Source organism: Rhizobium sp. 01N447_2, from assembly GCF_056399245.1.
In genome coordinates this window covers 1-18,725 of the sequence record NZ_JBFTQY010000102.1, presented here as the reverse complement: position 1 = coordinate 18,725, position 18,725 = coordinate 1, and the positions used below count along the sequence as shown (strand labels likewise).

Genomic DNA, 18,725 nt, shown 5'->3' with positions numbered 1-18,725 from the left:
ATGTCGCGCTGGGCCACCAAGGAGGTCAAGGGCCTGGAAAAGAACCTTGACTGGCAGGTCGTCGAACCCTGGAACATTTCCATCGGTTGATCCGGCGCAACCGCCCCAATCGGCAGTAACCCGCGCGAAGGCCGCAAGGCCTTCGCGCAAGTTTCAAGAAGAAGAGATGCGATCGCAGCCAAAAGCGGGAACGCATCGAACAACAGGTGGGAGGTGGCCTTGCTGCGCTACGTGCTAACCCGATTTGCCATCTGGATTCCGTCCGTTCTGGTGGTGATGCTGGCCGTTTATGCGCTGGCCTTCTATGGCGCCGGCGATCCGATCAAGCTGATCTTCCTGCGCGCGCCGGGCGACGTCGCCTATAATCCGCAGCGCATCGAAGCCATTCGCGAAAGTGCCGGCCTCAACAAGCCCTTCATCGTCCAGTTCGGCCTTTACATCTGGAACCTGCTGCACGGCCAATTCGGCAACTCGCTGACATCGGGCCGCTCCGTCTGGGCGATGGTCTCGGCCGCCGCACCCGTCTCCTTCCAGCTTGCCCTCTGCTCCATCATCCTGACCGCCGTCGTTGCAATCCCGCTCGGCATGATCGCCGCGCTCAACCAGAATTCGCGTATCGATTATGCCATTCTGGGCTCCGCACTCTTCCTTTGGGCGATCCCGGCCTATGTCGCCGGTCCGCTGCTGATGGTCGGCCTCATCGTGCTGCTGCCGGGTGCAAGCGTGCCCTATGGCTGGGGCGGCATCCTCGATGTCCGTATCCTGCTGCCGCTGCTCGTCCTTTCCTTCCAGCCGATCGCGCTGATCGTGCGTCAGACGCGTGCCGCCGTCATCGAGGTCCTGTCGGAGGATTTCGTCCGGACCGCCCGCGCCAAGGGCGTGCCCGAGATCATCGTGGCGTTGCGCCATATCCTGCGGCCGGTGCTGACGCCCGTCGTCACACAGCTCGGCCTGATCATGATCACCATCGTCAACGGCGCGATCTTCGTCGAACTCGTCTTCGGCCTGCCGGGCCTCGGCCGGTTGACGGTGCAGGCGCTGATCAATTCCGATTATCCCGTCATTCTGGCGATCACGCTGATCGGGTCGTTCCTGGTGATGGTGTCGAACCTCCTGGTGGACGTGCTCTATCCACTGCTCGATCCGCGCGCCAATGATTCAAGAAGGAGCCGCTGACCATGTCCGCCATCCCTCTTTCCACCATCGAAACCGTTGAAGAACCGGTCAGCCTGTGGCGCGACGCCTGGTATCGGCTGAAGCGCAACCGGCTTGCCATCTTCGGCCTCGTCATCGTCGTGATCCTCGCCTTCACGGCGATCTTCGGGCCTTACCTCACGCCCTATGATTATCTGAGCCAGGATCTCAACGCCCGCAACGTCCTGCCGTCGATGAGCCATCTCTTCGGAACCGACGATCTCGGCCGCGACGTCTTCAGCCGTGTGGTCTTCGGCACGCGCACCGCTTTCCTCGTCGCCGTCATCGTCACCGTCTTCGCCGTGCTGATCGGGCTGGTGCTCGGTGCCGTCGCCGGTTTCTTCGGCAATCCGTTCGATCGCGTCATCATGTGGCTGACGGACGTGACGATGTCGGTTCCCAACCTGCTGCTCGTCGTCGTCATCAACGCCTCGCTGAAATCGCCGATCAGCAAATGGATGGAGGCGCGTTACCTCGCGACCCTCAATCCCTTCTACCGCGAAACCATGTGGGTGGATTTCATCCTCGTCTTCGGCTCGATGGCGCTGATCTCCTGGCCGCCTTACGCCCGTCTCGTCCGCGCCCAGGTGCTGTCGATCCGCAGCCGGCCCTATATCACCGCGGCCCAGGCGCTCGGCCTGTCTAACTGGATCATCATCAAGCGCTATGTCATCCCGAATGCGCTGGGGCCTTTGATCGTCTCGGTCAGCGCCGGTCTCGGCACGGCGATGGTACTGGAAAGTGCCTTCAGCTTCCTTGGCGTCGGGGTCAATCCGCCGACGCCGAGCTGGGGCAACATGATCTCGGACGGCCTGCGTGTCTGGCAGCATTATCCCCACCTTCTCGCCGCTCCGGCGGCCGTGCTCGGCCTTGCCTCGGTTGCCTTCAGCTTCCTTGGCGACGGTCTCAACGACGCGCTCAATCCGCGGGGCAGCAAATGATCGACATGAAAAGCACCAACCGCCTGCTCGATGTCAGGGGCCTCACCGTCGAAATCGATGGCCGCAACGGCCCCGCCATCGTCGTCGACGGCATCGATCTCCATGTCGACAAGGGTGAGACGCTTGGTGTGGTCGGCGAATCCGGCTGCGGCAAGAGCCTGACCATGCTGAGCCTGATGCGGCTCCTGCCGAACAAGATCAAAGTCACTAAGGGATCGGCGACATTCGACGGCCGCGACCTGCAGACGATGTCGAATAGAGAGCTGCGCAAGGTGCGCGGCGGCGATATCGGCTTCGTCTTCCAGGATCCGATGACCTCGCTCAATCCGGTGATGCGCGTCGGTGACCAGATCTGCGAGCCGCTGATCTATCACCGCGGAATGAAAAAGGCGGAGGCCCGCAGACGTGCCGTCGAGCTTCTGCGCCTTGTCGGTATTCCTGGCCCGGAAGAGCGCCTGCAGGCCTATCCGCACGAACTTTCCGGCGGCATGCGCCAGCGCGTGATGATCGCAATCGGCCTTGCCTGCAATCCGAAGCTTTTGATTGCCGACGAGCCGACGACGGCGCTCGACGTCACCATCCAGGCCCAGATCGTCGATCTGGTGAAGGATCTCAGGACCAAGCTCGGCATGTCGGTTGTCTGGATCACCCATGATCTGGCGCTGATCGCCGGCCTCGTCGATCGTGTCGCCGTGCTCTATGCCGGCACGGTGGTCGAAGATGCGCCGGTCGACGAGCTCTATGCCCGCCCGAGCCATCCCTATACGCGCGGCCTGCTGTCTTCGATCCCGAAGCTCTCGGACCCGCCGGCAAGCCGGCTGAGCTCGATCGGCGGCACGCCGCCGGAGCCTGGCCGCCGGCCGAAGGGTTGCCCATTTGCGCCGCGCTGCCCGCTTGTGGAGAACATCTGCCGCGAGAAGGTGCCGCGGCTGGAACCGTTGAGCGGCAGCAGCAATCACCGCGCCGCCTGTTTCGTCGTCCAGAGAATGCAGGAGGCCGCGTGATGGGTGCTCAGCCACTGCTCAAGATCGAAAATCTGGTCAAGCATTTCCACGTCAAGCTCGGCGCCTTCGGTGAACGCTCGGCAACCGTCTATGCGCTCGACAATGTCAATCTCGACATCATGGAAGGCGAGACGCTGAGCCTGGTCGGCGAATCCGGCTGCGGCAAGTCGACGACCGGTTTCACCATCCTCAACCTCTACAAGGCGACCAGCGGCAAGGTCGTTTACAAGGGCCAGGATCTCGCGACGCTCGACGAAAAGCAGATGCGGCCCTTCCGCCGCGACCTGCAGATCGTCTTCCAGGATCCGTATTCGACCCTCAATCCGCGCATGACGGTGGGCGAGGCGATCGGCGAGCCGATCCTCTTCCACAAGCTCTGCACCAAGGCCGAGCTGAAGGACAGGGTCGCGACGCTGCTCACCGATGTCGGCCTGCCGACGCGGTTTGCCCAGCGTTACCCGCATGAGCTTTCCGGCGGCCAGCGGCAGCGCGTCGTCATTGCCCGCGCGCTCGCCTGCCAGCCGAAATTCATTGTTTGCGACGAGGCGATCTCGGCGCTCGACGTGTCGATCCAGGCGCAGATCATCAACCTGCTGCTCGATCTGCAGGAAAAATATGGGCTGACCTATCTCTTTATCGCCCATGATCTCGCAGTCGTGCGCCATATCAGCACCCGTGTCGGCGTCATGTATCTCGGGCGGCTCGCCGAACTTGCCACCCGCGAGGAGCTCTTCGACAATCCGCTGCACCCCTATACCAGGGCGCTGCTGTCGGCCGTTCCGGAGACCGATCCCGAACATGAGCGCRCCCGCCAGCGTCAGATCCTGCAGGGCGATGTGCCGAGCCCGCTGAACCCGCCGACCGGCTGCCGCTTTCACACGCGCTGCCCGATTGCCATGGATGTCTGCAGCAAGGTCATCCCCGCGTGGCAGGAAGCAAAACCCGGCCACCTCGTCGCCTGCCATGCCGTCAACACCGGACAGACCGCATGACACTGAAGGCCGTTATCGTCGCCGATGATCTGACGGGTGCGCTCGATACCGGAACGCCCTTCGTCGAAGCCGGCCTTTCGGTTGCGGTCGCTGTCGATGTCGAGGCCGCAGAGGATGCGATCGCCACCGGCTGTGATGTCGTCGTCGTCAACACCGCTTCGCGTGCGCTTGGCGAACCGGAAGCTGCCGAGAGGGTCCGCTTCGCGACCGCGGCACTTCGTGGCGTGAAGCCCGCAGTCGTTATGAAGAAGATCGACTCCCGGCTGAAGGGCAATGTCGCGGCGGAGAGCCTGGCGCTGGCCGATGCGCTCGGCCTGGAGACTATCCTGGTGGCGCCCGCTATTCCCGATCAGGAGCGTCTGACCTTTAGTGGCTGTGTTGTCGGCCGCGGCGTCGACAAGCCACTGCCGATCGCCGATCTGTTCGAGGGCCGTGCGGGCAATGTTGCTGTTGCCGATGCAAAGGACGATAGTGATCTCGACCAGATCGTTGCCGATCATGACTGGCGGCTGACGCTTGCGGTCGGCGCACGGGGTCTGGGTTCCGCACTTGCCCGCCAGCTCGGCGAGACGGGGCAGCAATCGGTGCCGGAGTTTGCGGCGACCCGGCGTACCCTGTTCGCCTTTGGCTCGCGCGACCCGATTACCGCTACCCAGATGGACCGGCTCGAAGCCTCGGGTGTCCTGCGCATGGTGGTGGACGCGCCGATGGGGCAGGTCGAAGTCGGGGAGGGCATGGCGCTGCCGGCGCTGCTGCGTTGCACCGGCGATATGGCGGCCGATGCGGCATTGGTCGCCCGCCGTTTTGCGGCAGGCGTCAGATCGGTCATCGACGATACCAAGCCTGACATGCTGATGGTCGGCGGCGGCGACACGGCGCTTGCCGTTTTCCAGGCGCTCGGGGTCAGAGTTCTGGCGCCGAAGGGCGAAATCGAGGCCGGCGTGCCGTGGTTCGATGTCACGGCCGTCGACGGACGGCATTTTCGGTGCGCGGTGAAGTCCGGGGGCTTCGGCAAGCCCGATAGTTTGCTAAGACTGGTTCTTTGGAATCGGGCGGCATAGTAAGATACCGCCGGGGAGAATGACGTGGCTGAAGTGAATGGCGAATCGTTGAACGCGGAAGCCGGCCCGCCGGGCAAGCCTGAACGCGGCAAGGCCGTCAAGCTGGTCGATCGCGTCTTCGACCAGCTGCTCGAGCGTATCCGCGGCGGAAACTATCCGCCGGATTCACGCCTTCCCGGCGAGCATGAGCTTGCCTCGATGCTGGGTGTATCGCGGCCGATCGTCCGCGATGCGCTGGCGCGCCTGCGCGATCAGGGCATGGTCTATGCCCGGCAGGGCGCCGGCACCTTCGTCAGCGCGCATGGATCGCCGACGACGCAGCTTGCCTATTCGCCGGTCAAGACGATCGCCGACATTCAACGCTGCTACGAATTCCGCCTGACGATCGAGCCGGCGGCGGCCTATTTCGCCGCCAAACGCCGCAATGAGCAGGCCATTCAGAAGATCGCCAGCGCGCTTGCGGATCTGCGTGAGGCGACCAGCCATCAGCTTCACCGCACCGACGCCGATTTCCTCTTCCACCGCGCGGTGACGGAAGCTGCCAACAATCATTATTACACGGCCTCGATCGATGCGCTGAAGGCCCATATCGCCGTTGGCATGCATCTGCACGGCCTGTCTTTGCTTGGCCCCCGCCAAGGGTTGGAACAGGTCTATGAAGAGCATAACGCCATCTACAAGGCGATCGCCGATGGCCGGCCTGACGATGCGCAAAGACTGATGAAGGCGCATCTCGAAGGTTCTCGGGATCGTCTGTTTGAGGGCAGGGTGCTCGACCTATCCTTCTGACGCGCATTCCCAAGCGCCAAGCAGCTCGGAAATGGCAAGAGAGTTCATGCCCTTAAAGCGGGATGTCTCCTTCGTCGTCGATTGTCAGCCGGATTTCTGCTTCTTGATGATGCTGATGTTGCCGCTCACTTCGAGGATGGCAAATTTTATCTCCGTAACGCTCTCGATGCCTTCCTGGCTTCGAGCCGCTTGCATGACATCTTCCTTTTGCAGTCGGGCGCCTTTGAGCGCGCGCTCATCGTAGACGCCATCCGTCACCAGAACGGTTGGAACGCCATCGATGATATGAGCTGCGCGAGGCCACCACCTCTTCACGTAAGACAGGCCGATGTCGGTCGTAAACAGCGTGAGGATCAAGACGACGGCGTTGGTGATCGAGAAGTCATTGCCCAGCATCGCCTGCTGGGTGGTCTCGGAAATCACCAGCACGATCACCAGATCAAACGGCGTCATCTGAGCCAATGTCCGTCTTCCCGACAGACGGATGATCACAAGCAGCGTGAAATAGATTGCCAATCCGCGTAATACTGCATCCACCGTGCCGCCCTCATGGAAAGATGAACGTGGATTGGCTGCGAGTCTCCCCGCCCATGCCGATAGTGGCGCGGCGAGGGCCGGGGAGTTGCGTTTGCAGACGGAAGACGATCTGTGTCAGTCCTGCCGGGTCGGCAGGAAACACATAGCCTATCCGGCCTTCGCGCACGAAAGTCGCCTTTTGGGGTGGATCGATGCCCTGAACCGAGAAGGTTTGCAGAAAGGCGGCATCGATCGTGAAGACCCTGTCTTCGGATGACGGCGTGAAGTTCACGGTCATATCCTCAGGAGCATTCCATCGGGAGATGACGGGAAAGTCCACGGACCCATCGGCCAACAGAAGAGTTTGCCGCGAAAATGGACCGCCTCTTCCAAGCAAACCCAGCAAGCAGCTCAGCAGAAGAAGCGTGAACACGATCCAGGAACTACGTTGAACCGCCCAGAAAGTTTGCTGAAATTCGGTGTAATCGACCACACCTTCCGGCAACGCGGGCAACGGGTGTATCTTTCCCATGCCCCCTCCCTGTGCGTCTTGCGGAGAACTTGGCTCGGAGGCAAGCGTTCCCGGCAATGAGGGGGCCGTGGCCGTGTACATCGGATGGGTAGCAGTCCAGGCATCTTCGCCGATCAAGGGAACGAAGAGCACCCCGCCGAGATCTTCTTCTTCGAACGTGACGTCCCCGGTACGCGTGACCCGTTTCAGGCGCTGCGCGTCACAGCGGCCGACCGGAATGATGAGCCGCCCTMCGAGGCCCAACTGCTCTTTCAAGGCGGTTGGCACCTCTGGTGCGCTCGCAGAAACAATAATGGCATCGAAGGGGGCGGCCTCCGCCCAGCCCTTGCTGCCATCGCCGACGCGAACGTCAATGTTGCGGTATTCCAGTTTCTCGAACCGTTCCTTGGCCTGAAGCGCCAGCCTTTCGTGGCGCTCGATGGAGTAGACATGCCTTGTTATCCGGCTCAGGAGGGCTGAAGCGTAGCCGGAACCTGTTCCGACCTCGAGCACTGTGTCACCGGCATCCAGATTGGCCTTTTCGAGCATCAGAGCCACGATGAACGGCTGCGAAATTGTCTGGCCTTGGCCGATCGCCAGCGGTGCATCCTCATAGGCGAATTCCTCGGAGCCTGGAGGAACGAATTTTTCGCGCGRCACCGTGCGCATGGCTTCGGTCACGCCTGGATCACGAATGCCACGACGCGTAACGTGGTGCTCCACCATGCGATCTCGGACGCGCGTCATATCCATGGATCAGTTCCACTGTCGCCGACTGCACCTTGGGCAAACTTATGGGTGGTGCAGAATGTAAAACAAATGGGCGACCGGGGAGTTCCTGAAAGGAGCAGGTTTTCGGCAAGCGCCAAGGGAATAGCAAAGCGACACGCAAGCGTGTCGCACTTGAAAATAGAATGTACCCGGTTCCATGAACAGAATCCCAATCAGGCGCGGGAAGACGTCAAAGTGCCACGTAAACGCGAGCGCTGATTTTTCAGCACGCGGAACGGCCGTTCGTCGAACAGGGATCGCCAGACAGCCCCCTAGCGATGATTTGCGGAAATCTTGCGAAGATGATCTCTTATCATCGCGCGAAACTCGCGCAATGTTCGAAACCCGATGTGCTGTGCAAGTCGGTGAACCGTCGTTTGAGAAACCCTGCAATTGCGGGCAATCGCAGCGGCACTTTCGAATGCAATCATTTCCGGCCGTTCTATAATCTGCCTCGCGACCTGTTCGAGACTGTTGGGAAAGACGATCTGCCGTTTGGCGATCAGGTACTTCAGTTCCTGCAGTGTCGCGGGAGGACGGTGGTCTCTATCCTGTAGCATTGCGCTTCACCTTCCAAAGATCCGTCTTCCGGTAATCTCGGTGCGACCCGGATGCATATTGGAAGGCGGCACGTCATCCCCGGTGGCGATGCGGCCATGTGAGGACATGGCCGCATCGAAACTTGTTAATCGACCCGCACCGGCCTGCCCGTCTGCCAGCTCACGGTGGCGGCCTCCGCCAGTTTCTGAGCCTGGAGGCCATCAATTCCGCCGGGCTTCGGCGAACGGTTGCCGCTGTCGATCGCATCAATGAAGGCATTGATCTCGTTGGCGTAGGCCTGGGCGTAGCGTTCAAGGAAGAAATACTGGACGGGATCGCCGCTAACACCATTCGCATTGGAAAGCTCGACGCTGGTTGCATGGATATTCCTCGCCGCAAGCATGCCGGCAGCTCCGTGGACTTCGATGCGCTGGTCGTAGCCATAAGTCGCCCGGCGCGAATTGGTGATAACGGCAATGCGCCCGGAAGCCGTCTGCATCTGCACCGCTGCAGTATCCACATCGCCCTCGGCTCCGATCGCCTTGTCGACGAGCGAGGATCCAAGTGCATTCACGACGACGAATTCTTCCCCCATGAGGAAACGGGCCATGTCGAAGTCATGAATCATCATGTCGCGGAACAGGCCGCCGGATGATTTGACGTAATCAGCCGGCGGCGGCGCGGGATCTCGGCTGGTGATCGTCACGATCTCARTTTCGCCGATGTCCCCGTGGCGCAGGCGCGCTTCCACGTTGGCGAAGCTCGGGTCAAACCGGCGATTGAAGCCGATCATCAAAGTCGACTTGTTCTTCTCGACGACGTCGAGGCAGGCATTGATGCGCTCGACCGACAGGGACACCGGCTTTTCGCAGAGGATAGCCTTGCCGGCCTTTGCGGCCGCCTCGATGAGATCGGCGTGGCTGGGGGTCGGTGTCGCAATCAGGATCGCATCGACACTTGAGGACTTGATGACCTCCTCCGCATCGGCAACCTCGGCGCCCGTCTGCGCGGCAAGTGACTGCGCCGATGCTCTGAAGGCATCCGCCACATAGACGAGCTTCGCCTTCGGGTTCGCCGCAATAGTCGCGGCATGCACCTTGCCTATCCGGCCGGCGCCGATCACTCCAAACCTGATCATTGATATTTCTCCATGACGTGTAAGTGTTGACTATCGAAATCTTCAAACCGTGAAGGCGTCGCTGAAACGGGCAAGCGCCGTCTCATCGTCGCCGGAAGCCCAGGCCTCCATGCCGATCGTGCCGCGATAGCCCATATCCTTGAGCGCACGAGCAATTGCCTTGTAGTTGATCTCTCCGGTACCCGGCTCCATGCGGCCCGGAACATCCGCCACCTGGATTTCGCCGATATGGGGCAGAGCGCGCCGGCAAAGCTCGATCAGGTTTCCTTCGCCGATCTGAGCGTGATAGAGGTCGAGATTGAGCTTCAGCGCCGGCCGGTTTACCGACGAAACGAGCGCAAGCGTATCTTCGGCCTTGGCAAACGGTGTCTTGGGGTGATCGACTGCTTCGTTGAGGTTTTCGAGCACGAAAGTGACGCCCTCTTTCTCGCCGAGGTCGGCGATACGGCTAAGCGTGTCGTGCGCCTTGAGCCACATGGCGCCCGTCACTTTGTCGGCCTTGACCACCGGCAAACCCTGGCCGTCAAGACCAGTCCCGTGCAGATTGAGGCGCGGGCAATTGAGCTCCCTGGCGACCGGGATCGATTGCTTCGCAGTTCGCAGCAATTCGTCTGCTCCCGCGTCATCGGCAAGCGTTCCAGTCACATAGCCCGTCATTGACGAGAAGACCGCTCCTGATCTTGCAAGGGCGGCGATGTCATGTTTCGTCCAATCCCAGATCTCGGCGTGAAAGCCGAGTTCGGTGATGCGCTTGAGCCTATCGACGACGGGCAGCGACTTGAAGACCATCTCGGCACAGACCGCGAGCGTGAAGGGGGATGAGGCATTCGGCGAGCCGTCGTTCATGACCGTATTCCATGATTGATGATTGAGTGAAAGGCGGCGACGGCCCTTGAAAACCAATCGAACGCCGCCTCGGAACCAAGCCGGCTAGACCGTGCCGCCGAGTTCTTCGGACAATTGCTGCAGTTCCTTGCCGCCGGCCATGAGGTTCTGAAGCTCATCCATCGCGATGTCCGCCTTACAAAAGGTGCCAAGCGTCTGGCCGCGATTGAGGATGGTGAAGCGGTCCGCTACCGCATAGGCATGTCGGACATTATGGGTGATGAAAATGACGCCCAATCCTTTCTGTCGAACCTGGTGGATGTATTTCAGCACCATCGAGGTTTGCGCCACGCCGAGCGCCGAGGTCGGCTCATCGAGAATGAGGATCTTGGCGCCGAAGTAGACGGCGCGGGCAATGGCAACGCACTGGCGTTCGCCCCCGGACAAAGTGCCTACCGCCTGATTGGGATCGCGGATATCGATGCCGATCTTGTGCATCTCCTCACGCGTGACATTGTTGCAGTGCGTAAGGTCGATGTGACGGAAGGGGAAGAAGCCCTTGCGGGGCTCTCGTCCCATGAAGAAATTGCGGGTGATAGACATCAGCGGGATCATGGCGAGATCCTGATAGACGGTCGCGATCCCAGCATCGAGCGCATCGCGCGGGCTGCTGAAATTGACCGGCTTGCCTTCGACCAGGAACGCGCCGCCGCTTGGACGGACAACGCCGGAGAGCGTCTTGATCAAAGTGGATTTGCCCGCGCCATTGTCTCCGAGGAGACAAAGCACCTCTCCGGCCGAGACATGCATCGATACGCCGTTGAGAGCAATCACCGAGCCGTAATGCTTGACAATGTCGGTCACTTCAATGATCGGCATTCGAATATTGGCATCAGCCATGATCAGCGCTCCCCGGTAACCTTGCGGCGGATGAAATTGTTGAAAAGAACGGCCAGCAGCAGCATCGAGCCCAGGAAGACCTGAAACCAGTCGGAATCGAACTTGGTGTAGGTCAGACCGATCGAGACCGAGCCGAAGATGATCGCGCCGAAGAAGGCGCCAATCGCCGAACCATAGCCGCCTGTCAGCAAGCACCCACCAATGACGGCGGCAATGATCGCCTCGAACTCTTTCTGAAAGCCGCGTCTGGCATCCGTGGAGCCGGCATCGAGCACAGTGATGATGGCGACCAGAGCCGCCGCGCATGCCGTCAGCGCAAACAGGCCGGTCTTGACCCTGTGGACCGGGACGCCAGAGTTTCTCGCCGCATTGGGATCACCACCGGCGGCAAAGATCCAGTTGCCCATGCGAGTGCGCAGGAGGACCCAGGTCGCAGCCAGGGCAAGCGCCACGAACCACAATACCGATACCGGGATGCCCGTGACCTTCGGCATGCCGTTGGGGAACTTGTCGATCAGGTCGTGATCCGCAAGCCAGACAAAGACGCCCTTCAGCGCATCGCCGGAAAAAAAGCCAAGCAGCGGACTGTCCTTGACGCGGTCGCCGATGCCACGAAGCTGCGTTGAGCCGCCTGTCGCCCATTTCAGGCCGACGAGCGTCAAGCCACGGAGAATGAAGAGGAATGCCAGGGTCACGATGAAGGACGGAAGGCGCGTGTGAATGACGATCTGCCCGTTGATCGCTCCCATGAACGCGGCAAAAAGCATCGTCATGACGATGGCAACCGAAAGCGGCTGGCCGAAATTCGTAAGGATGACGCCGAAAATCAGTCCCGCAAAGGCCACCATCGAGCCGATCGAAAGATCAAACTCGCCGCCGATCATCAGAAGGGCCGCCGCAATGGCCAGAATCCCCAATTGCGACGCCGGCGCCATGATGGTCATCAGGCCGGAAAGCGAGAACATGGTACGGTCGGCGGTGAGAAAGAAAAAGACGATGACGAGAACAAGGCCAGCCACGGCACCAAGCTCAGGCCGCCGCATCATATGCGTCAAAAAACTTACTTGTTTGACGCGCTCATCGGCCTTCGGCGCAGCCGCCGTTCTCTGCTCAAGCGAAGCCATAACTCCTCCCACGGATCATAATTTAGGGTAGCGTTGGCGCTGCTCGGCAGCGCGGTCAGTCGGCCAAACCCCCTCCCCATTAAGGGGGAGGAGATTCTGGGAGAATGCCCTTCGGCAATTCCGGTTAGCGAATGCCCTTGGCGGAAAGATCCACGACTTGGGCCGCCTTTTCCTTAGTGATAAGGTTCGGGCCGGATGGAACATTCCCCCCCGGGATAAGCCCGTATTTGGCATAGTTGGCCAAGAATACGACCGGTAGATAGCCCTGCAGGAACTGCTGCTGATCGATCGCGAAGGCAGCCTTACCGTCGGCCACGGCCTTCAGGAAATCAGCTGAAAGGTCGAATGTCGCCACCTTGATCTTGCCGGTCATTCCGACATCCTCGACGGCCGCGAGCGAAGGCTCGCCGGCCGTACCGGCACCAAGCGCCATGACAGTATCGACGGCAGTATTGGAACTCAGCGCTGCCTTGACCTTCGCACGGACATCAGCCGGATCGTTGCTGACGGGTAGAACCGTGACCTTGCCGCCGAAACCGTCGGCAAAGCCCTTGCAGCGCAGATCGAGCGAAACATTGCCGACCTCCTGGTTCACGCACAGGCCTTCCTTGCCGCCCAGCTCATGCAGTTTCCCACCGGCGGCTTTGCCGGCGGTATATTCGTCCTGGCCGACATGCAGCAGCGCTCCCAACTCCTTTGAAACGTCGGAACCGGAATTGATGGAAATAACCGGGATACCGGCGGCGACAGCCTTCTTGATGGATGGACCGAGTGCTGAGGCGTCTGGAATGGAGACGATGAGCCCATCGGGCTTCTGATTGACGGCAGCATCGATGAGCTGCCCCATCGACACCATGTCGAAAGTTTCCGGAGCGCGATAATCGACGCTAATACCCATGTCCTTCGCCGCTGCGTTGACGCCGTTCTTGACGACGGACCAGAAAGGATCATTGGCCTGGCCGTGGGTGACGGCGACGATGCGAATGTCAGCGGCATTGGCTATTGCCGAAGAGCACATGAGCGCAGCAGCAACGGCCGCGCCCGCGAGAAGCGATTTCAAACCGAATTTCATTTTACCCTCCCAAAAACAGTCCGCACTACGCGGACCTCCCAATGCTACCGGTTGCAACTCCATTTGCACCCGGTAGCAAGCTCGATAAAACTACTTTATTGTCGACAAAAATCAAGCATCCATTCCATTTTTATTTTTTTGTGGAATATTCATTCCATTCAGGAGGAGACGGCCATGCGCAAACGGGCGACAGCGAAAGAGGTGGCGGAAGCCGCCGGCGTGTCGAAATGGACCGTCATTCGTGCGTTCACGCCCGGTGCGTCGATTACGGAAGCAAGCCGACAAAAGGTGCTTCAGGCGGCCGAGGTTCTGAACTATTCGCCTAACCTGCTTGCCCGCAGTCTTGCGACGAACACCACCCATCAGGTGGCCGTCTTCGTCGATGACTTCGCCAATCCGCACAAGCTTCCGGTTCTGGAGATGTTGACCGAGCGCCTGCAGGCGGAGGGTCTGCTGACCGTATTGATCAACATCAACCGCCATTTCGATCACGTTCACGCCTTGATCAACGCCGACCAACGACAATTCGATGCCGTGATACTGTTCGGTACGGCCTTTCGCGAGGAAACGCTCGGTGATCGACGGCTTGGCCGAGGTTTCCCGCCGATGTTCGTTCTTGCAAGAGACAGCCAAATCCCCGGCGTTCCCGCGATTGCCTGCGATGCAGAACTCGCTCTCGGCGAGATCGTCGATTACCTGTTTAGCAAGGGATATCGCCGTCCCGGTTTTATGACGGGAGCGAGAACCTTGTCGACCGCGCTGGGCAGGCGCCATCATTATGCAAGTTTTTGGCGTCGGAAAGGCATCGAACGCGTCACCGAATTAGCCGCGGAAAGATACAGCGCCCAAGCTGGCGCAGAGGCGGCGCGCATCTATTTGAGCACGACTGCGCCCGAGTCGCGCGTCGACGTATTGATGTGTGAAAATGACATCTTGGCGCTGGGAGCGATGGATGTCATCCGTAGCGAGTTCGGCCTAAGAATTCCGCAAGACGTGGCAGTCGTCGGCTTCGATAACATCGAACTCGGCGAGGCTCCCGCCTACGAATTGACCAGTTACCAACAGCCCACCGAGGCGATGATCAATGCCCTGGTCGCTATGATAACCGGAAAGGACGACAGCGAAACGGTTGTCATGCCCGGGCGCCTCGTGCTGAGATCATCGGCATGAAATGACCCCAAGACGCGGCCGCGAAGCATCCGCGCGAAGCGCTTCCGACCACAATCGAAAGCGTCTAAAGGGCGCCTTGARGGGAACCGAACCACCGGCGACGCAACATGTGGCGGGGAAGTTGGAATGTCCGTTTGTGTGCAAAGTAGAAGTGTCACTTTGGGCTGCTGCACGGCACGACGACCAGCCCCGATCTGACCGGCTGATGCCGTTGCAAGATCAGATCGGGGCGGGTGAGGGGCACCGTTCGGCTTTAGTTTTCTCAGTGGCAATTGTTCCGTCGCCGGTTGTACTATCGGCAGCTGTCTGTTGTAGGGTAGGGATCAAAGCCGCACGATGCTTCCGGAAATCAAGTTGCAAGGTGACGTCGATGTCGCAGCGCTGTCACCACTTCTTCGCGGGATGATCCTTTCGGCTTCCTACGCCGACAGTCAGGGCGGCATAGGGTTGACAGCGACCGGCGCCATGAACCGCAAGTTCGTGCATTGGGCCGCCGTTCACTTCCAGTGGCCCGACTACACGTCGGAAGACCTCTACAGCATGAACAAGGTTCTTAGTGAAGGCGACATGCCGCCGCTTTGGGTCGTCCGCAGCATGCTTGCTCATTTAAAACTTCTTCGCAAAAAGAAAGACCTTTTGCTTGCTACAAAACGATGCCGGGAGTTTCTCGCTAGGCCCCAGGCTTATTTTGACCTGATCGCCACGGACTATCTTTATTCCTACATCCACGACGGCCAGACGCTCGAGGAGGTGCGTGAACGAATGCGTTCGTGGCACGTATTCCTCAATCTTATCAATATCAAAGCCAGGCCGGGATGTTCGGTGAACGACTTGCTGAGCGTCCTCTATCCAAGCCTCTTGTCTCAGCCGGAAGCAGCAATGTCAGCAGAAGTCTGGACGTTGGGATCGGAGCTTCGCTACGGCGTCATTCGTCCCTTGTGCTGGCTGGGACTGCTTCACGAAGACCGCGATGGACTGACCATCCTTCAGAATGGGATGTACCACAAGACACCGCTTTGGGCGGCCTGCCTGCAACTCGAATCCGACATGCAAGGCGACATCCTCATGCATTGAGGAACACCCGGTCATTCCGCAGCCGGCTGCCTCAACAGCGCCTTCTCGCGCCTCGCAATCACTGCAGGATCGTCCATGAAGTCTGTCTTGCGGCCCGGCTTTCGGCCCCGCGGCGTGTAGCCATTCTTCTCACTGTTACTCTTGACCTTCGGCCTTGTCTGCTGCTCCTGGCGCTCCTTGATATAGGCCAGCACGTCTCCGAGTCGCTTGTTCTCGATGATCGCCGCATGCGTCACCCGCTGGTCCTTGTCGAACACCTTGTAGGGCAGGGAGTATCCCTTCCACCGCACGTCCAGCCGGCCATCGGCAAAGGCATAGGTCTCGACATAACGGCCAACCAGGCCACGCGTCACCTCGGTCTCTTCGAGCATGATCCGCTGGCGCTCGAACGAAAACGTCAGCTGCGCCCGACATAACGCTGCTCACGCTTGCACAGGATCTCCTTCAGCCGGTCCGACGCAGATTATCGGACCGGGTAGGGACAATCGCAAATCGCCCATTGTAGCGCTCAATGAAACCGGACAGGAAAGCGTTGCCGTCGTCCATGCCGGAAATCCCCGCCAGCCGCAATTCCTTGACCAGCCGATCCTGCAGCGCCCGGTTCATCCGCTCGACGCGACCCTTCGCCTGGCTCGAATTTGCGCAAAGAATCTCGATGTTTAGCTCACAAAGCGCACGGCTTCACGCCGTAAGCGTGGCTGATGAAACGTCCGCCGCTGCTTGCGCGAGAGCCACAGGCCCGCATCCACCATCCAGCTGCGCAACGTCTCGCGCGACACCCGCAATCCATCGAGCTCGGCAAGCTTCTCGGCCGCCAAGGTTGGTCCGAAGTCTGCATAGCGTTCGCCAACCAGCGTCACGGCATAATCCCGAACACCATCGCTGATGCGGTTGTTCGACGGTCGGCCGATCGCCTTATGCCGGATCGACGCCGCACCGGCCGTTCTGATCCGATCCAACAGCCGTCGCACTTGGCGCTCGCTCAAATCAAGCACATGTGCCGCCGACACCAGCGTCATCCGGCCGGCGATGACCTTCGATAGAATCTCCATCCGTTGCAGGTCGCGCTCGCTCATCGCTGTCAGTCCCATCCGCAATCTCCACCGTCATCAAACAAGGGAAGAGTGACATTCCAACTTTGCAGAAACAGGACACTTCAACTTTGCGTGGAGAATCTACACCAAGTGCAACATGGGCGTGTGAAGGGTAGGGGATTAGCCGCATTCACGCAAATGCGCCATGAAGACCTCCGCCGGTGTTTTGTAGCCCAAGCACTTTCTTGGGAGCGAATTCAGGTGATGGGCGAGGTCGACGAGCTGCTGCTGAGCGACGTTGGACAAATCCGTATCGCCTGGCATGAAGCGTCGAATGCGCTTGTTGGTGTTCTCGACAGCGCCTTTTTGCCAGGGCGAATTGGGATCGCAGAACCAGCTTCTGGCGCCGATCCCATCTTCCAAAGCCCTAAAGCCGCGAAACTCGGTACCGCGGTCGAAGGTGAAACTCTGGCGGGCGAAGGCCGGCAAAGGTGCGAACGCATCGATGATCTTGTCAATGATTGGCCGCGAGTGCCGGCTGCGGTTCTTGATCATCACGGTATAGCGGCTCTTGCGCTCGACGAGCGAGGTGACGTTGGTCTCTCCGAGTTCACGCCGGAAGATCAGGAGATCGCCCTCCCAATGCCCGAACTGTGATCGATCATCAATAAAATCAGGGCGTTGGGAGATTCTGCAGTCAAGCGGGATCAAGCCGTCGCGTGACTTGCGTGCGCCGCGGCGCCGGCGCCTGCGACGTCGTTCCGGCAGGTGCTGATACAGCCCGAGCGGATAGTCTTCCTTGCAATAGATGAAGCGATAGATCGTTTCCGGGCAAATACGGACGGGGCTGACGCCATCTGCGAGAAGCCGGCCAGCGATCTGCTCGGGTGACCAATGCGCCTTCAGCCGGTCGATGACGAGGTCGCGCAGATGCGGATGGCGTCTGAGTTTGCGCAACCGTCGTCGGCGCTCCTTGCTCATGTCGTTGGCGATACCGCTGTAATAGCCGCTATATTCCGGAAAGTCGTGATCCTGGAAGGTATTGCGCTTAAGCTCGCGATAGATCGTCGAGCGATGACGGCCGAGCTGGTGGGCAATCTCCGAGACGGGAACCTTGCGTTCTCTGAGGTGAAATAGGCGTCTGCGGTCAGGCAAGGTGAGCTGCGAATAGCAAAGGGACATGCATATATCTCCAAGGCGAAGCCATTGTTTTTATAAGCATGTCGCACTTGGAAATAGAATGTACCGCGGCTACAAACTGTGGCGGGGAAGTTGGAATGTCCGTTTGTGTGCAAAGTAGAAGTGTCACTTTGGGCGCGTCTTCAGCTATTTAGAAATGCGACACTCGGCATGTCCACTTGCGCTTAGGCAAGCCCCCGAGCGGACCGGCTGGACCGGGTTGCAAGGGAAGGGAGGGGGCGGGTGAGATGCTCCCCTTCGGCTTTAGCTTTGACAGTTGGAGCAGCCAGTCATTCCGCCGCATCGAGGCCAGAGAGCGCTTGTCGCCGTCGGGCAATGACGGCGGGATCGTTCATGAAATCCGTCTTCCGACCCGGCTTGCGGCCCCGCGGCGTGTAGCCATTCTTCTCGCTGTTGGTCCTGACCTTGGGCGCCGGCAGTTGCTCCTGACGCTCCTTGATATAGGCCAGGACATCGCCGAGCCGCTTGTTCTCGGTGATCGCCGCATGCGTCACCCGCTGGTCCTTGTCGAACACCTTGTAGGGCAGGGAATGACCTTTCCAGCGCACGTCCAGCCGGCCATCGGCATAGGCATAGGTCTCGACATAGCGGCCAACCAGGCCACGCGTCACCTCGGTCTCTTCCAGCATGATCCGCTGGCGCTCAAACGAAAACGTCAACTGCGACCCGACATAGCGCTGCTCACGCTTGCACAGGATCTCCTTCAGCCGGTCCGACGCAAGATTTATCGGCCGGTGCAGGTCATCGGACCGGGCAGGGACAATCGCAAACCGGGCATTGTAGTCCTCCATGAAGCCCGGCAAAAACGCGTTGCCCGTCTCCATATCGCCGATATCCGCCAGCCGTAATTCCTTGACCAGCCGATCCTG

General features: G+C 59.9%; 17 protein-coding genes and 2 pseudogenes. 8 read left to right on the top strand and 11 right to left on the bottom strand.

All coding sequences use genetic code 11. The annotated features are described in order from the left end of the window. The first annotated feature begins 219 nt into the window (after positions 1–219). From AC1ECN_RS35580 to AC1ECN_RS35555, 6 genes are read left to right on the top strand one after another with little or no spacing between them, the layout of a single operon-like run. Positions 220–1,176 carry an ABC transporter permease gene (locus AC1ECN_RS35580; protein ID WP_003552254.1) on the top strand — a complete coding sequence of 319 codons (957 nt, stop codon included), beginning with the start codon at positions 220–222 and terminating at the stop codon, positions 1,174–1,176. A gap of 2 nt (positions 1,177–1,178) precedes the next feature. Further along, positions 1,179–2,135, top strand: coding sequence for an ABC transporter permease (locus AC1ECN_RS35575; RefSeq protein WP_130676566.1), 957 nt, complete (start codon positions 1,179–1,181; stop codon positions 2,133–2,135). Further along, positions 2,132–3,139, top strand: coding sequence for an ABC transporter ATP-binding protein (locus AC1ECN_RS35570; protein ID WP_130764442.1), 1,008 nt, complete (start codon positions 2,132–2,134; stop codon positions 3,137–3,139). The genes AC1ECN_RS35575 and AC1ECN_RS35570 overlap by 4 nt, the downstream gene beginning before the upstream one ends. Beyond that, positions 3,139–4,131, top strand: a complete 993-nt coding sequence (locus AC1ECN_RS35565; protein ID WP_477955669.1) for an ABC transporter ATP-binding protein — start codon at positions 3,139–3,141, stop codon at positions 4,129–4,131. The genes AC1ECN_RS35570 and AC1ECN_RS35565 overlap by 1 nt, the downstream gene beginning before the upstream one ends. Next, a complete protein-coding gene (locus AC1ECN_RS35560) occupies positions 4,128–5,192 on the top strand; it encodes a four-carbon acid sugar kinase family protein (protein ID WP_477955667.1) in 1,065 nt (354 codons plus the stop codon). The genes AC1ECN_RS35565 and AC1ECN_RS35560 overlap by 4 nt, the downstream gene beginning before the upstream one ends. Before the next feature lie 24 nt (positions 5,193–5,216). Then, positions 5,217–5,981 carry a FadR/GntR family transcriptional regulator gene (locus tag AC1ECN_RS35555; RefSeq protein ID WP_003549481.1) on the top strand — a complete coding sequence of 255 codons (765 nt, stop codon included), beginning with the start codon at positions 5,217–5,219 and terminating at the stop codon, positions 5,979–5,981. An 84-nt stretch (positions 5,982–6,065) separates the two neighbouring features. Here the strand turns inward: AC1ECN_RS35555 and AC1ECN_RS35550 are convergent, their stop codons facing one another. The 8 genes from AC1ECN_RS35550 to AC1ECN_RS35515 form a co-directional block, all read right to left on the bottom strand. Then, positions 6,066–6,518 carry a DUF421 domain-containing protein gene (locus tag AC1ECN_RS35550; RefSeq protein ID WP_130674367.1) on the bottom strand — a complete coding sequence of 151 codons (453 nt, stop codon included), beginning with the start codon at positions 6,516–6,518 and terminating at the stop codon, positions 6,066–6,068. Between the two features lie 10 nt (positions 6,519–6,528). Then, complete coding sequence (locus AC1ECN_RS35545; RefSeq protein WP_477955664.1) at positions 6,529–7,761, bottom strand: protein-L-isoaspartate(D-aspartate) O-methyltransferase; 1,233 nt, start codon at positions 7,759–7,761, stop codon at positions 6,529–6,531. 290 nt (positions 7,762–8,051) lie between these two features. Next, positions 8,052–8,339: a MurR/RpiR family transcriptional regulator gene (locus AC1ECN_RS35540; protein WP_018070821.1), complete on the bottom strand. Its 288-nt coding sequence runs from the start codon at positions 8,337–8,339 to the stop codon at positions 8,052–8,054. 125 nt (positions 8,340–8,464) lie between these two features. Further along, positions 8,465–9,457: an inositol 2-dehydrogenase gene (iolG, locus tag AC1ECN_RS35535; RefSeq protein WP_477955662.1), complete on the bottom strand. Its 993-nt coding sequence runs from the start codon at positions 9,455–9,457 to the stop codon at positions 8,465–8,467. A gap of 42 nt (positions 9,458–9,499) precedes the next feature. Further along, complete coding sequence (locus tag AC1ECN_RS35530) at positions 9,500–10,303, bottom strand: TIM barrel protein (protein WP_130726332.1); 804 nt, start codon at positions 10,301–10,303, stop codon at positions 9,500–9,502. Positions 10,304–10,387: 84 nt separating this feature from the next. Continuing rightward, on the bottom strand, positions 10,388–11,182 hold the full coding sequence (locus AC1ECN_RS35525) for an ATP-binding cassette domain-containing protein (RefSeq protein WP_027688748.1): 795 nt from the start codon (positions 11,180–11,182) through the stop codon (positions 10,388–10,390). Between the two features lie 2 nt (positions 11,183–11,184). Next, complete coding sequence (locus tag AC1ECN_RS35520; protein ID WP_018482320.1) at positions 11,185–12,306, bottom strand: ABC transporter permease; 1,122 nt, start codon at positions 12,304–12,306, stop codon at positions 11,185–11,187. A 124-nt stretch (positions 12,307–12,430) separates the two neighbouring features. After that, a complete protein-coding gene (locus tag AC1ECN_RS35515) occupies positions 12,431–13,378 on the bottom strand; it encodes a sugar ABC transporter substrate-binding protein (protein ID WP_018067898.1) in 948 nt (315 codons plus the stop codon). A 174-nt stretch (positions 13,379–13,552) separates the two neighbouring features. Between AC1ECN_RS35515 and AC1ECN_RS35510 the strand changes: the two genes are divergently transcribed. Both AC1ECN_RS35510 and AC1ECN_RS35505 read left to right on the top strand, forming a co-directional pair. After that, positions 13,553–14,548, top strand: a complete 996-nt coding sequence (locus tag AC1ECN_RS35510; protein WP_027688750.1) for a LacI family DNA-binding transcriptional regulator — start codon at positions 13,553–13,555, stop codon at positions 14,546–14,548. 336 nt (positions 14,549–14,884) lie between these two features. Beyond that, the gene (locus AC1ECN_RS35505) at positions 14,885–15,622 is read left to right on the top strand and encodes a hypothetical protein (RefSeq protein WP_130698738.1); all 738 of its coding nucleotides are present in this window, start codon (positions 14,885–14,887) and stop codon (positions 15,620–15,622) included. An 11-nt stretch (positions 15,623–15,633) separates the two neighbouring features. Here the strand turns inward: AC1ECN_RS35505 and AC1ECN_RS35500 are convergent. The 3 genes and pseudogenes from AC1ECN_RS35500 to AC1ECN_RS35490 form a co-directional block, all read right to left on the bottom strand. Then, positions 15,634–16,713, bottom strand: a pseudogene (locus tag AC1ECN_RS35500) (helix-turn-helix domain-containing protein). A 123-nt stretch (positions 16,714–16,836) separates the two neighbouring features. Continuing rightward, positions 16,837–17,838, bottom strand: a complete 1,002-nt coding sequence (locus AC1ECN_RS35495) for an IS30 family transposase (protein ID WP_222399937.1) — start codon at positions 17,836–17,838, stop codon at positions 16,837–16,839. Between the two features lie 287 nt (positions 17,839–18,125). Continuing rightward, positions 18,126–18,725: pseudogene (locus tag AC1ECN_RS35490) on the bottom strand (ISNCY family transposase); the annotation flags it as partial.

Coding starts and splice junctions, on each gene's coding strand:
- AC1ECN_RS35515 (WP_018067898.1), bottom strand. CDS start 13,378: ATGAAATTCGGTTTGAAATCGCTTCTCGCGGGCGCGGCCGTTGCTGCT.
- AC1ECN_RS35510 (WP_027688750.1), top strand. CDS start 13,553: ATGCGCAAACGGGCGACAGCGAAAGAGGTGGCGGAAGCCGCCGGCGTG.
- AC1ECN_RS35520 (WP_018482320.1), bottom strand. CDS start 12,306: ATGGCTTCGCTTGAGCAGAGAACGGCGGCTGCGCCGAAGGCCGATGAG.
- AC1ECN_RS35570 (WP_130764442.1), top strand. CDS start 2,132: ATGATCGACATGAAAAGCACCAACCGCCTGCTCGATGTCAGGGGCCTC.
- AC1ECN_RS35530 (WP_130726332.1), bottom strand. CDS start 10,303: ATGAACGACGGCTCGCCGAATGCCTCATCCCCCTTCACGCTCGCGGTC.
- AC1ECN_RS35560 (WP_477955667.1), top strand. CDS start 4,128: ATGACACTGAAGGCCGTTATCGTCGCCGATGATCTGACGGGTGCGCTC.
- AC1ECN_RS35505 (WP_130698738.1), top strand. CDS start 14,885: ATGCTTCCGGAAATCAAGTTGCAAGGTGACGTCGATGTCGCAGCGCTG.
- AC1ECN_RS35525 (WP_027688748.1), bottom strand. CDS start 11,182: ATGGCTGATGCCAATATTCGAATGCCGATCATTGAAGTGACCGACATT.
- AC1ECN_RS35495 (WP_222399937.1), bottom strand. CDS start 17,838: ATGTCCCTTTGCTATTCGCAGCTCACCTTGCCTGACCGCAGACGCCTA.
- AC1ECN_RS35575 (WP_130676566.1), top strand. CDS start 1,179: ATGTCCGCCATCCCTCTTTCCACCATCGAAACCGTTGAAGAACCGGTC.
- AC1ECN_RS35540 (WP_018070821.1), bottom strand. CDS start 8,339: ATGCTACAGGATAGAGACCACCGTCCTCCCGCGACACTGCAGGAACTG.